At 59.6% G+C, this 14,005-nt stretch carries 11 protein-coding genes and 1 tRNA gene; 7 read left to right on the top strand and 5 right to left on the bottom strand.

What is annotated here, in order from left to right; all coding sequences use genetic code 11:
* The first annotated feature begins 40 nt into the window (after positions 1 to 40).
* Positions 41 to 1,084 (top strand): zinc-dependent alcohol dehydrogenase family protein, encoded by a 1,044-nt coding sequence (locus L901_RS11055; protein ID WP_059756569.1) that lies wholly within the window; start codon positions 41 to 43, stop codon positions 1,082 to 1,084.
* A 44-nt stretch (positions 1,085 to 1,128) separates the two neighbouring features.
* On the opposite strand, the gene L901_RS11050 is transcribed toward L901_RS11055, so the two are convergent.
* Complete coding sequence (locus L901_RS11050; protein ID WP_059756567.1) at positions 1,129 to 1,770, bottom strand: hypothetical protein; 642 nt, start codon at positions 1,768 to 1,770, stop codon at positions 1,129 to 1,131.
* 332 nt (positions 1,771 to 2,102) lie between these two features.
* Between L901_RS11050 and L901_RS11045 the strand changes: the two genes are divergently transcribed.
* Both L901_RS11045 and L901_RS11040 read left to right on the top strand, forming a co-directional pair.
* Positions 2,103 to 2,879, top strand: coding sequence for an AAA family ATPase (locus L901_RS11045; RefSeq protein ID WP_059756564.1), 777 nt, complete (start codon positions 2,103 to 2,105; stop codon positions 2,877 to 2,879).
* A gap of 78 nt (positions 2,880 to 2,957) precedes the next feature.
* Positions 2,958 to 4,289, top strand: a complete 1,332-nt coding sequence (locus L901_RS11040) for an MFS transporter (protein ID WP_059756561.1) — start codon at positions 2,958 to 2,960, stop codon at positions 4,287 to 4,289.
* Between the two features lie 219 nt (positions 4,290 to 4,508).
* On the opposite strand, the gene metH is transcribed toward L901_RS11040, so the two are convergent.
* On the bottom strand, positions 4,509 to 8,282 hold the full coding sequence (gene metH / locus L901_RS11035) for a methionine synthase (protein ID WP_059756559.1): 3,774 nt from the start codon (positions 8,280 to 8,282) through the stop codon (positions 4,509 to 4,511).
* Positions 8,283 to 8,474: 192 nt separating this feature from the next.
* Between metH and L901_RS11030 the strand changes: the two genes are divergently transcribed.
* Entirely contained in the window at positions 8,475 to 9,722 is a 1,248-nt protein-coding gene (locus L901_RS11030) for an AGE family epimerase/isomerase (protein WP_059756556.1), read from the top strand.
* A gap of 146 nt (positions 9,723 to 9,868) precedes the next feature.
* Here L901_RS11030 and L901_RS11025 read toward each other — a convergent pair whose 3' ends face one another.
* A complete protein-coding gene (locus L901_RS11025; RefSeq protein WP_059756755.1) occupies positions 9,869 to 10,429 on the bottom strand; it encodes a dual specificity protein phosphatase family protein in 561 nt (186 codons plus the stop codon).
* Between the two features lie 211 nt (positions 10,430 to 10,640).
* Positions 10,641 to 11,093 (bottom strand): hypothetical protein, encoded by a 453-nt coding sequence (locus L901_RS11020; protein ID WP_059756553.1) that lies wholly within the window; start codon positions 11,091 to 11,093, stop codon positions 10,641 to 10,643.
* 444 nt (positions 11,094 to 11,537) lie between these two features.
* Here L901_RS11020 and L901_RS11015 point away from each other — a divergent pair, with 444 nt between their 5' ends.
* On the top strand, positions 11,538 to 12,170 hold the full coding sequence (locus L901_RS11015; RefSeq protein WP_003522825.1) for an outer membrane protein: 633 nt from the start codon (positions 11,538 to 11,540) through the stop codon (positions 12,168 to 12,170).
* 211 nt (positions 12,171 to 12,381) lie between these two features.
* Complete coding sequence (locus tag L901_RS11010) at positions 12,382 to 12,753, top strand: hypothetical protein (RefSeq protein ID WP_035261012.1); 372 nt, start codon at positions 12,382 to 12,384, stop codon at positions 12,751 to 12,753.
* Positions 12,754 to 12,924: 171 nt separating this feature from the next.
* Here L901_RS11010 and L901_RS11005 read toward each other — a convergent pair.
* Positions 12,925 to 13,000 (bottom strand) — tRNA-Ile (locus L901_RS11005).
* A gap of 180 nt (positions 13,001 to 13,180) precedes the next feature.
* On the opposite strand from L901_RS11005, the gene L901_RS11000 reads away from it, so the two are divergent.
* Positions 13,181 to 13,924 (top strand): SIMPL domain-containing protein, encoded by a 744-nt coding sequence (locus tag L901_RS11000; RefSeq protein WP_059756550.1) that lies wholly within the window; start codon positions 13,181 to 13,183, stop codon positions 13,922 to 13,924.
* The last annotated feature ends 81 nt before the right edge of the window (positions 13,925 to 14,005 follow it).

The raw sequence follows: 14,005 nt of genomic DNA, 5'->3' as shown, positions 1-14,005 counted from the left end.
GTATGACTTCGAACCTGCATACCAACCATGTGAGGCCATGATGCGCGCGCTTTTTTACGAACTGTTCGGCGAGACCCCGGTTGTTGCGTCCCTGCCCGACCCGGAACCGACCGATGGCGGCGTGGTCATCGAGGTAAAGGCGACCGGCCTCTGCCGCAGCGACTGGCACGGCTGGATGGGGCATGACCCGGATATCCGCCTGCCGCATGTTCCCGGCCACGAATTCGCAGGCGTGATCGCCGCTGTCGGCAAAAACGTCACCCGTTTCAAGACCGGCGACCGCGTTACCGTGCCCTTCGTTTCCGGCTGCGGCCATTGCCATGAATGCCGCTCCGGCAACCAGCAGGTCTGCGAAACGCAGTTCCAGCCCGGCTTCACCCATTGGGGTTCCTTCGCCGAATATGTCGCCATCGACTATGCCGATCAAAACCTCGTGCATCTGCCTGAGACGATGAGTTACGCCACCGCCGCCGGCCTCGGCTGCCGTTTCGCCACCTCCTTCCGGGCCGTGACCGATCAGGGACGCCTGAAGGGCGGCGAATGGCTGGCGGTGCATGGCTGCGGCGGCGTCGGCCTCTCCGCCATCATGATCGGCTCTGGCCTCGGTGCGCAGGTCGTCGCCATCGACATCGCCGAAGACAAGCTCGAACTTGCGCGGCAGCTCGGAGCAACCGCCACCATCAACAGCCGCGCGGTTGCCGATGTTGCCGAGGCGGTACGCGAAGTGACGGGTGGCGGCGCGCATGTCTCGATCGATGCGCTCGGTCACCCGCAGACCTGCTGCAACTCCATCAGCAACCTTCGCCGGCGCGGCCGCCATGTGCAGGTTGGGCTGATGCTGGCCGATCACGCCATGCCCGCCGTTCCCATGGCCCGTGTGATCGCACATGAACTGGAGATCTATGGCAGCCACGGCATGCAGGCGTGGCGTTACGAGGACATGTTGGCGATGATCGAAAGCGGCAGGCTCGCGCCGGAAAAGCTGATCGGCCGCCACATCAGCCTCTCCGATGCCGCCACCGCCCTGCCCGCCATGGACAGCTTCAGGGAAAGCGGCATCAGCATCATCGACAGGTTCGAATAGTGCAGGCTCCTGAGACCGTCTGAGGTTTAGGGATTTCGCACCGCTCAGGCGCTCCTGCGTCCGAATGTCCGGACCGCAGTGGTTCCTCGCGCAGACGCATGAGCCGGCGATGCTGCCGGGATACGCGCCGCGTGATCCGTCTGGCTATCGCTCCATTGACGGTTTACCAGCTGTTTCTTGCGGACCTCCAGCGGGTCGGGGGTGTCCTCCTCCTGCCGCTTACTTCCCGCAATTGCGGAGGTCGTCGCCAATCGCGAAATCCACCGCACTAGCTGCATGCCCTTGTGAACAAGCACAAAGATACCAGCAATTGCGACCGCTATGATAATCACGAGGTTCCAGGGCGCGTCGCTGCCCCTCGCCGCCCGCTCCATGCGGTCTTTTGTCGTTGGATCAAAACCAAGCGTCGCCTTCAGCCTGGCGATATCCGCATCGCTGAGCCTGCTGTACCGCTCGCCACGATACAGCACATAACCGCTCCTATCCCCGCTGTTGAGATAACCAATGTCGAATGCTTCCCCGTCGCGAAGAAAAGGCTCGTTATCCGGCAGATCGTAAACGAGATCGATTGTCTCGCCGCCGCCGAATCCGGGGATGGCAAAAAACCGGGACTTCCGCGCCTCAGCTTCGCTCACGAATATCGCGGAAAATAGAAACCCGACCGAAAAAAGCGCAATATGCTTCATTCACTCTCTCCAACAACAACGAGAATGACGAAAACTGGCATTACTGAATTAATTTGAAGTTTATACTTACAATAACATCTTAAATTTAAGATATATATTGCATATATATAATATTGATCGATTTATTACAAGAATGAACTGTGCTAATTTATAATAAAATGAACTTCGAACGATGCGGCATGACGTATCTCCGCCGACGCTGCAAACCATTGGCGCGAACAGCGCCCCACGTTAAACCGCAATCACACGCAATTGCTTTGAGCATAGCACCGCGATGATGCGACAGAGCGCAACGTCGGCGAACATGACGGATTAGATGCAAGGAACGCGACATGCTGTTTCTCGATAGCGTAACCATGAAAGAGACCCCGGACGGAAGAGACGACTATCCCTTCTCCGTTCCGGCGCTGCGCCATCTGGAACGCCTCGAATTCAAGACGCCGATCACCTTTTTTGCCGGCAATAACGGCTCCGGCAAATCGACGCTGCTGGAAGGGCTGGCGGCGGGAATGACGGCCTATGCCATCGGCAATCACGGCCAGGTTGCCGGCGACCTCTACCTTCAGCATGCCGAGACCGTGGCGAAGTCCTTCTATTTCGCCCGCAAGAAATATCCGAAAATCCGCATGTTCATGCGCGCGGAAGACGTGCTTGGTTATATCCGCCGGCAGAACGAGGATGCGCTGGACGATTTTCGCTGGGAGCGGGAAAAGGCGCTCAAGAAGGGTGAAGACTTTCCGGAAGAAACCCCGGATACGTTTCGCAGGATCGTCAGGAACAATGTCATCGACCGGCGTTCGCATGGCGAAGGATTTCTCGATATCATGCAACAGCGGCTGCATGGCGCCGGCCTCTATTTTCTCGACGAACCGGAAAGCCCGCTTTCGCCGCAAAAGCAGCTCGAACTGGCAGCCCTTATCCGCGACGCCGCCGATAGCGGCGGGCAATTGATCATCGCCACCCATTCGCCGGTGCTTTTGGCCATTCCCGAGGCGACCATTTATCATTTCGACGCGGACGGCATTACCGAGCGCCTTTATGACGAGCTGGAAAACATCAGTTTCCTGCGCCGCTTTCTTGATCGTCCCTCGAAATACCTGAGCGATTGAGCGTCGATAAGGCTTGAAATCGCGCCGCGCTTGCCGCATGCCCATAAGTAATACGTAATTTAGAAAAGAAGCAGCCTCATGTCTCCCACCACCACACCGGCGGCAGCCCGGCCCCTCAACGGTCAGGATTACAGAACTCTTGGCCTTTCGGCCCTCGGCGGCGCGCTGGAATTTTACGATTTCATCATTTTCGTATTTTTCGCCACCGTCATCGGCCATCTGTTCTTCCCGCCGGAAATGCCGGACTGGCTGGTGATGATCCAGACTTTCGGCATCTTCGCCGCAGGCTATCTGGTGCGGCCGCTGGGCGGCATCGTGCTGGCGCATTATGGCGACCGTTACGGCCGCAAACGGGTTTTCGCCTTCTCCATCCTGCTGATGGCGCTCTCGACCCTCGGCATGGCGCTGATGCCGACCTATGCCACCATCGGCGTGGCTGCCCCCATCCTGCTCATCATCCTGCGCATGCTGCAGGGCGCGGCCATCGGTGGCGAAGTGCCGGGCGCATGGACCTTCGTTGCCGAACATGTGCCCTTCCGCCGTGTCGGGCTCGCCTGCGGCTTCCTCACATCGGGCCTTTCCTTCGGCATCATGCTGGGCTCGCTGATCGCTTTCGCCATCAACTCGCTTTTCACACCGGAGGACGTGGCCGGTTACGCCTGGCGCATTCCCTTCCTGCTCGGCGGCATTTTCGGCCTCATCGCTGTCTATCTGCGCCGCTGGCTGGAAGAAACGCCGATCTTCACCGAGATGAAGAAGTCGAAATCGCTGACGGACAAGCTGCCGCTCGGGCTGGTGCTGAAGCACCATATGCGCGGCGTGGTCATTTCCGCCCTGCTGACCTGGGTTCTCTCGGCCGCCATCGTCGTCACGACGTTGATGACGGCCACCTTCCTGCAGAAGCTTTACGGGTATACCCCGACACAGGCGCTGGCCGGCACCAGCTTCGGCACGCTGTTCCTGATCTTCGGCGTCATCATCGCCGGCGCGCTGATCGACCGCGTCGGCTCCGGCATCTTCTTCATGGGGGCGAGCATTTTCTTCGGCATCGCCACCTTCACCTTCTACAGCTATGCCGGCACATCGCTTCAAACCATGTTTGTGCTCTACGGCGTCATGGGCCTGTCGGTCGGCATGGCGGGTGCGGTGCCCTATGTCATGGTCCGCGCCTTCCCGGCCTCGGTGCGCTTCTCCGGCCTCTCCTTCGCCTATAACGTCTCCTATGCCGTCTTCGGCGGGCTGACGCCGATTGGCGTGACGACCGCACTTGCCATCAACCCCATGGCCCATGCCTGGTATCTGGTCTTCATCGCCGTCCTCGCCTTCGCGATCGGCCTCTATCTCTATCTGCGCGGCAGCGAGGTGGAGAGCCATGTCGGCATCGAAGAACTGGCGGCGTTACGGTCTTAAAAGACGCCATCAAAAAAAGCGCGGGACATGCCCGCGCTTAGCTTGTCGACAACCGCGTCTCTACGCTCGACATCATCCTTGGACTTGTCCCAAGGATCTAATCACAGTCGATAAAATCGACACGTTGCAGATGCTCGGGACAAGCCCGAGCATGACGGAAGAGAGCTTGCAGGGCTTCATCCGTGCCCTGAAAACTATCAACCACCTGCGCCCAAAACCTCAGGCCGCGCTGTCGATTTCCTCAGCACCATTCGTCGGCACGTAGTTGAGGACAGGACCGAGCCAGCGCTCTACTTCCTCAACCGGCATGTCCTTACGGCGCGCATAATCCAGCACCTGATCGCGCTCCACCTTGGCCACGCCGAAATAGTAACTTTCGGGATGGCCGATATAGATGCCGGAGACGGAAGAGCCGGGCCACATGGCATAGCTCTCCGTCAGTTCCACACCCGCCGCATTGGTGGCATCGAGCAGGGCGAACAGCGTCTTCTTTTCGGTATGATCGGGCTGGGCCGGATAGCCGGGTGCCGGGCGAATACCGGCATAGGCCTCGCCAATCAGCTCATCGCCGTTGAAGTTTTCTTGCGGCGCATAACCCCAGAACTCCTTGCGCACCCGCTCATGCATGCGCTCGGCAAAGGCTTCCGCGAAACGGTCGGCCAGCGCCTTGACGAGAATGGACGAATAATCGTCATTGGCCCGCTCGAAGCGTTCGGCAATCGCCACTTCCTCGATACCCGCCGTCACCACAAAGCCACCGACATAATCGGCAACGCCGCTATCGACAGGGGCGACGAAATCCGACAGCGCCACATTCGGGCGTCCATCGCGCTTGGAAAGCTGCTGGCGCAGCGTGAAGAAAGTCGCAAGCTCTTCGCCGCGGCTTTCATCCGTGAACAGCCTGATATCGTCGCCCACGGCGTTGGCCGGCCAGAAGCCGATCACCGCCCGCGGCCGGAACCAGTTTTCCTCGATGATCTTCTTCAGCATCGCCTGCGCATCGCTGTAAAGCTGCCGCGCCGCCTCGCCCTGCTTTTCGTCATCGAGAATGGCCGGGAAACGACCCTTCAATTCCCAGGTCTGGAAGAACGGCGTCCAGTCGATGTAACGGGAAAGCTCTTCCAGATCGTAAGTCTCGAACACCCTGGTGCCGAAGAATTGCGGCTTGACGGCGCTATAGGCCGACCAGTCGATCTTGTGCGCATTCTCGCGGGCGCGGGAAAGCGGCAGGCGCTGCTTTTCGCGCTCATTGCGGGCGTGCGCCTCCGCCACCTTGGCATATTCGCTGCGAATACCGTCGATATAAGCGGGCTTCTGCTCGGCGGAGAGAAGCGCCGACACGACGCCCACCGCACGCGAGGCGTCGGTGACATAGATTGCCTGTCCCGCCTCGTAACGCGGATGGATTTTCACCGCCGTATGCACACGGCTCGTCGTCGCGCCGCCGATCAGCAGCGGGATGTCGAAACCCTGCCGCTCCATTTCGGCCGCCACATGCACCATCTCATCCAGCGACGGGGTGATGAGGCCGGAAAGGCCGATCACATCCACCTTTTCGGCAATCGCCGTCTCGAGGATTTTCGTCGTCGGCACCATGACGCCGAGATCGATGATCTCATAATTGTTGCAGGCGAGAACGACGCCGACAATGTTCTTGCCGATATCGTGCACATCGCCCTTCACGGTGGCCATCAGCACCTTGCCGGCGGCGCTGCGCTCGGCCCCACCATTCAGGCGCTTTTCCTCTTCCATGTAAGGAAGCAGCACGGCAACCGCCTGCTTCATCACGCGGGCGGATTTCACCACCTGCGGCAGGAACATCTTACCCGAGCCGAAGAGATCGCCGACCACATTCATGCCCGCCATCAGCGGCCCTTCGATGACGTGCAACGGGCGCTCCGCCTTCTGGCGCGCCTCTTCCGTATCGGCCTCGATATAGTCGGTAATGCCGTTGACCAGCGCATGCTCCAGCCGCTTCTCGACGGGCAGTTCGCGCCAGGAAAGGTCCTGAACCTTCGTATCCTTTGCACCCGTGCCACGGAAACGCTCCGCCACTTCAAGCAAACGCTCGGTCGCGTCGTCGCGGCGGTTCAGCACCACGTCCTCGCAGGCCTCACGCAGTTCCGGATCGATATTGTCGTAAACCGCAAGCTGCCCGGCATTGACGATGCCCATATCCATGCCGACCTGAATGGCGTGGTAAAGGAACACGGCATGCATCGCCTCACGCACCGGCTCATTGCCGCGGAAGGAGAAGGACAGGTTGGAAACACCGCCGGAAATATGCGTCAGCGGCATGGTTTCGCGGATGGTTCTGGTGGCCTGAATGAAATCCACGCCGTAATTATTGTGCTCTTCGATACCCGTCGCAACGGCAAAGACGTTGGGGTCGAAGATGATGTCTTCCGGCGACAGGCCCGCCTTCTCGGTCAAGAGCTTGTAGGCGCGCGAGCAAATCTCGACCTTGCGCTCGTAAGTATCGGCCTGCCCGACCTCATCGAAGGCCATGACCACGACCGCCGCACCGTAATTATGGACGAGCCGCGCCTGCTGGAGAAACTTCTCCTCGCCTTCCTTCAGCGAAATCGAATTGACGATCGATTTGCCCTGAACGCATTTCAGGCCGGCCTCGATGATCTCGAACTTGGATGAGTCGATCATCACAGGCACGCGGGCAATATCCGGCTCGGCGGCGATGAGGTTCAGAAACTCCACCATCGCCTTTTCGGAATCGATCAGACCCTCATCCATGTTGATGTCGATGATCTGCGCACCGTTTTCCACCTGGTCGCGGGCGACAGCCAGAGCCGCCGTATAATCACCGGCGGTGATGAGCTTGCGGAAGCGAGCCGAGCCGGTGACGTTGGTGCGTTCGCCGACATTGACGAAAGGAATGTCCTTGGTCAGCACGAAAGGCTCGAGGCCCGAAAGCGACATGAAGGGCACATGCTCGGGAATTTCGCGCGGCTTGTAGCCTTTGACAGCCTCCGCAATGGCCCGGATATGCTCCGGCGTGGAACCGCAGCAGCCGCCGACAATGTTGACGAGACCGTCACGAACGAAGCCCTGAACCTGACGCGCCATCATCTCGGGCGTTTCGTCATATTGGCCGAATTCATTCGGCAGGCCGGCATTCGGATAGGCGCAGACGAAAGTATCGGCCACGTCAGACAGTTCCTGAAGATGCGGACGCATGGCGTCGGCACCCAGCGCGCAGTTCAGGCCGATGGTGAAGGGATTGGCGTGGCGCACCGAGTTCCAGAACGCCGAAGGCGTCTGGCCGGAAAGCGTGCGGCCGGAAAGGTCGGTGATCGTGCCCGAGATCATCACCGGCAGGCGGATGCCCTTGGCCTCGAAACGCTCCTCGCAGGCGAAAATCGCCGCCTTGGCGTTCAGCGTATCGAAGATCGTCTCGATCAGGATGATGTCGGCGCCGCCGTCGATAAGGCCGTCGATCTGCTCGCCATAGGCGATACGCAGATCGTCGAAGCTGACGGCGCGAAAACCGGGATTGTTGACGTCAGGCGAAATCGAGGCCGTGCGGTTGGTCGGGCCGATGGCGCCCGCCACGAAACGGCGGCGGCCATCTTCCCGCTCGGCGCGCTGGGCGGCGCGGCGGACAATCGCTGCGCCCTCACGGTTGAGGTCGTAGACGGCATTTTCCATCTCGTAATCGGCTTGCGCGATACGCGTCGACGAAAACGTGTTGGTTTCGAGAATATCCGCACCCGCCATGGCGTAGCGATAGTGGATATCCTCGATAGCGTCCGGCTGGGTCAGGATCAGAAGGTCGTTATTGCCCTTCTGGTGACAGGCACAGCCGATAAAACGATCGCCACGAAAATGGTCTTCGTCAAAACCCAGCCCCTGGATCTGCGTGCCCATGGCGCCATCGAGAATGAGGATGCGTTCGCTGGCGGCATCGCGCAACGCCTTGAAAATTTCCGCGCCGTCACGCTTTGCCCCTTCAGGGCCGAACAGATCGTCAAACACGGGCACACTCCTCATTTCGATTTGCAAGATCGCAAGCCGTCAAGTCACATAAAGATATGTTTATGTCAATATATCTTCAAGGGACAGGCATGGCTTTGCGCAGTTGCATCACGTTACGAAATATCGCTGACAGATGACAGGTTTATACGGCAAGGATATAAGCCGAAGCAGCAAACCGCATGGAGGACGAGAATGCCCGAGGACGATCACAACAGCCGCAACTGGAACACCCTGCCCTGGCATCGCCAATGGCTGGTAAAACAGGCCGAGGGACTTTTCGATTTCTTCCAGTATCGTGCCCTCAACCCTGCCGGCGGCTTCTTCGATCTCGATGCCAGGGGCGCGCCGCTGCAGCCGAATGATCCCGTGCGCGGCATTCACGCATCCGCCCGCATGGTGCATTGCTTCTCCATCGGCCACCTGCTCGGGCGTCCGGGCTGCGGCGATATCGTCGATCACGGCATGACCTATCTCTGGAACAGGCACCGCGATGGCGAGCATGGCGGTTATTTCTGGCAGGTGAACGATGCCGGTCCAGTGGACGCCACCAAGCAGGGCTACGGCCATGCCTTCGTGCTTCTCGCCGCCTCTTCCGCCAAGACCGTTGGCCACCCACTGGCCGACAAGATGCTGGCAGATATTACCGAGGTTCTGGAAACCCGCTTCTGGGAAGGAAAACACGGCGCCATCGCCGAGGAATTCCATCGCGACTGGTCGCCCATCGAGAATTACCGCGGCCAGAACTCCAACATGCACCTGACCGAAGCGCTGATGGCCGCCTATGAGGTCACCGGCGACAATAGCTATCTCAGCAAGGCGGAGCGCATCGCCGACCTCGTCATTCGCCGCCGCGCCGGCGAGCTGGACTTCCGCGTGCCGGAGCACTTTGACGAGAACTGGACGCTCGACAAGGAGTATCGCGGCAACGAAATGTTCCGCCCTTCCGGCTCCACCCCCGGCCACTGGCTGGAATGGGCGCGCCTCATCCTGCAATTATGGGTGCTGGGGGAGCGCCGCCACGACTGGATGCCGGTGGCCGCGAAATCGCTGTTCGTGCAATCCATGGCGCTCGGCTGGGACCGGGAAAAGGGCGGCTTCTTTTATACGCTCGACTGGAACGACAATCCCGACAAGCGGGCCAAGCTGTGGTGGCCCATGTCCGAGGCGGCGGGCGCCGCCCACTTCCTCAACGAGAACCTGCCGGCGGACAACTTCTATGAAGACAGCTATCGCCGCATCTGGAGCACCATCGCCAACAATTTCATCGACCATGAGAATGGCGGCTGGCATGAGGAGCTGACGGAAGATCTGGTTCCCGCCCACACGCTGTTCCCCGGCAAGGGCGATATCTACCACGCACTGCAGGCCTGCCTCATCCCGCTTTTCCCGGCGACGGGAAGCCTGACGAAGGTGATCAGGGAAAACGGCGGGGATTATTGAGGCGCGCTGCGCAACCGTCCGTCATGCCGGCCTTGAGCCGGCATCCAGCCACGGCGCGTCTGCGCCGTGAAAGAGTCTTTTGCGATCAATGACTTGATCGCACTGGACCCCGGATCAAGTCCGGGGTGACGATGTCTGGCGGCGTCTCAAAACCCGATGGTTTCCTCGAAATCGTCCCATGACTGGTACATTTCATACCGCCCGATACCCGGGATCGGCACATGCCCGTAATAAGGCGAAAGCTGAAATTCTGCGGCCGCCTCGCTCTTGCCGGCCACGGCGGCCACATAGATGGCGGAGGCGAGCCCCGTGCGGTTGGCGCCATGTTCGCAATGGATGAGAACAGGTTTTTCCGCATTGCGCAGCACGGCCGCCAGCGTTTCCGAATCTTCCACCGAGACCTTTTCGCTTGAACTCAGCGGATAATCGACAAGCCGGATGCCGTTGTTCTTGGCCGCAAGGCTTTCGGCATCGTACCAGCCTTCACGCTTTTCATCGCGCAGGTTGATGATCGTCTTGATGCCATAAGCCTTGGCATAGGCTGCGATGTCCTTGCCGCTCGGCTGGGCCGAACGATAAAGCTCTCCGGGAATGACTTCGTGAAAATTTCCGGTGAGCTGGCCGATGCCCATATGCGCACCCGCCAGAACCGGCAGGGCGACAAGGCCGATGGCGGTTATTTTCAGAAACTTCAGAACAATACGCAAAACATCAACCCGCGACATTCATCGAATGGAGGGGGAAATGGCATCGCAAATGGACGAAAACAAGTCGGCGACTGCCCCAGCCGGTTCCGTTACGGACGATGGCAATGCACCCATCCGCCTGAAACCGCTGTGATGCAGGGATTTTCCGGCCGCCGCTCACCGGCGCGAAAATTTTCAAAATGCCGTGATAACCGACAGCCACACGAACCGCTCAGTCGAATTCCGCGGAAATGACGGTGACGCGCCATTCCAGCCGTTGCGGCTCCACCCTTTCATTGTTGCGCATCCGGAACGCCCGGCAGGCCGAGAAAGTCTCCCCGGCCTCGATCCGTCTTTCGCTCACCTGATAGGGATCGAAGGAAACGGAGGCACGGAAGGCCGGTTCGAACCCTTCGAGCGTATAGGTCAGCCGCTGTACGGCGACATTATTGTCGTTGCGAAAGCTGACGCGGATCGGCAATGCCGTATCCGGGCAGGCGGCATCGAATCCGGCGCTGGCGACGATATGGTCGAGCCGCTGGTTGCCGCGCCACCAGTCATAAATCACAAAGGCGGCGGTGGCCGTCCAGATCAGCAACAGGCAGACAACGACGGATTTGAGATGCCGCGGAAATGCAATGAGGGTGAGAAGAAGAATGGCGCTGAGAACGGCTCCGACAATCACGTCGCCTCTCCTCCGCTAAAATAAAGCCTCATGCGATCTGATCCTCCCATGCCCTTTCCGCCCGCAACGATCCCCCTCACCGGGAGGTCGCAACGGTGTAGTCTCAACCGCAGCTTATGCCGCCGGCAATGCGGCGAAAAGCATCGGCACCGCCATAGTCTACCACAACTCTATGGTCGCGCCCTGCGCTGTCAAGACAACCAAGCGTGACGTCGGCCAGCCGCCCTGCCGGACTTTTGACGAAACGGCGAAGGGAACCAAACACGGCCAAAGACGTTCGCCGCATCAGAACAGCATGGCGGGGCGATAAAAAGCCGCGATCCGGGGCAAGACGGCCAGCAAAGCCGGGAGGACACGAGCGCCTCTTGGAACCGCCGAACCCCGACCCATATTAAAAGCAGCTAATCTATGCTATGGATGTCAGTCAGCTCAGGGAGAAAAACGATGAAAACGCTGATCGTAACGTCACTCCTGGCCCTGTCGGCCAGCACCGCAATGGCCGCGGATGCCGTCTACGAAACGCCCGCACCTCCGGTCGCGCAGGAAACCCTGCCCGTCTTCACCTGGTCTGGCCCCTATCTTGGTATTCAAGGCGGCGCGGGCTGGGCGAATGGCGATTTTTCGGCAGGCGGCCCGGTCGCCTCGGATAATTTCGACGGCGGCATTCTGGGCGCCTTCGTGGGTTACAATTACCAGTTCGACAATAATCTGGTCCTCGGCATCGAAGGCGATGTCGATTATAACTGGAACGACAATGACTATGCGGGCACCGAGATCGGCACCGACTGGCAGGGCTCCGTCCGTGGCCGTGTGGGTTATGCCTTCGACCATGCCCTGCTCTATGCCACCGCCGGCTGGACCGCGACACGCGGCTTCATCGAAACGCCCGGCGCCGGCAAGGACAGCACCACCTTCAACGGTTATACCGTTGGCGCGGGTCTGGACTATGCCTTCACCGACAATGTGTTCGGCAGGCTCGAATATCGCTACAACGACTATAGCGACAAGGACATCTTCGGCATCAACACCGATGTCGACCAGCACACTGTGAAGGTCGGTCTCGGCGTGAAGTTCTGATCGCGACCAATCGATTTCGACAAAAAGCCCGGCCATCCGCCGGGCTTTTTTGTCACTGAAAGCTTGAACCGGCTTAAATTCTTACATTCTGAAATCAGAAAAATATGAACTGCGCAGAAATGGAATATTCACAGGCCGTTCACCCGTCCCGTGCCATGATCCGGGCATAATGAGCCTCTATCTCCCGAAGCAGGCTTATGGAGTAGCCCCGATGAAAAAGATAATTCTTTCCACTATTGCCGCGCTGGTCGCCACCGGCAGCATTTTTGCATCCTATGGCACCGCTGCCGCGCAGGACTATCCCTATCGCCCCCGCTATGACCGTGGCTACGACCGCGGCGGCCCACCACCGCCGCCCTACCGCGAACACCGCCGCCACAATGACGGCGCAGCAATTGCCGGCGGCCTCGCCGCAGGCGTCATCGGCGGCCTGATCGGCGGCGCCATCGCCAACAGCAACAACGGCCCGCGCTACTACGAACCGCCACCGCCGCCCCGCCCCCGCTGCTGGTTCGAAGACCGCCGCGTTCCCAATTCCTATGACGGCGGCTGGCATACGGAAAGTATGCGGGTCTGCAACTGACATTAAAGCTTTCTCGATCCGGCTTGCCCCATCGGCAGGCCGGATCGGCTCCGGCGCATTCATTCCGCAGCCGGAATTTGCCATCGGCATAGCAGATCACGCATCAGACGTGGCAGGCGCGCGCTCGCGAAGAGTCGCAAAACATCCCAAGCAATTGATCTTGAAAGAAAATGGTGGGCCCGGAGGGACTCGAACCCCCAACCAAGCGGTTATGAGCCGCCGGCTCTAACCATTGAGCTACAGGCCCTTTTCGGAAAAACCAGTCCGAAACACCGGTTTCGCAATGGCTCGAATCCGGTGGGTCACGCTCTAACGTAATTTTTTGAGCCCGACAAGCCAATGATGCTTTCGCAAAGCAGTGCCGCCGTATTAGCTACACAATCTAAGGCAATACCCTTCAAAGGGACTCAATCAACGAGGAAACACCATGAAGACAAAAACGGCCCGCCTTTTCGCACTCACCGCAATGACCGCAGCAGCCATGATGCCGCTCGCCGCCCAGGTGTCTGCGCAGGAGGCTACTCCTCGCGAAGCCACCATCAGTGTTTCCGGTGAGGGCCAGTCGGCCATTGCCCCCGACATGGCGATCCTGTCCTTCAGCGTCGTCAAGCAGGCGGAGACCGCGGCTGCGGCGCTTACCGAAAACTCCAAGGCGCTTGCCGATGTTCTGAAGGCGCTGAAAGAGGCCGCCATCGAGGACCGCGACCTGCAGACCAGCAACTTCTCGGTACAGCCGCTCTACAAGCACTATGAACCCAAGGATGGCGTCTATGTCGCGCCCGAGATCACCGGCTATCAGGTGTCCAATGGCCTGACCGTACGGGTGCGCGACCTGAAGAAGCTCGGCACGATCCTCGATACCTCCGTCAAGCTCGGCATCAACCAGGGCGGCGACATCACCTTCACCAATGACAAGCCCGAAGCGACGGTGACCGAGGCCCGCAAGCTGGCCGTTGCCGATGCGCTGGCCAAGGCGAAGACGCTGACGGAAGCGGCGGGCGTGAAGCTTGGCCGGGTCATTCAGATCAGCGAAAACTCGCAGCGCCCAATGCCAATGCCGGCGGGCATGATGCGCGCTTCGATGGCGAAGGAAGCCGACAGCGTTCCGATCGCTTCTGGCGAGAACAGCTATAGCGTGGTGGTCAACGTCACCTTCGCTCTCGAGCAATAAGATCGACGGCGGGCGGCGCTTCGGCGCCGCTCCTGCTCCGTCTTGCGCTCAGCCATTCACATAACCCAAAATAAAATGCCC

It is taken from the genome of Agrobacterium sp. D14 (assembly GCF_001526505.1).
Classification (GTDB): domain Bacteria; phylum Pseudomonadota; class Alphaproteobacteria; order Rhizobiales; family Rhizobiaceae; genus Agrobacterium; species Agrobacterium leguminum.
The sequence above is the reverse complement of the archived record's forward strand: the minus strand, read 5'-3'. Positions and strand labels throughout refer to the sequence as shown.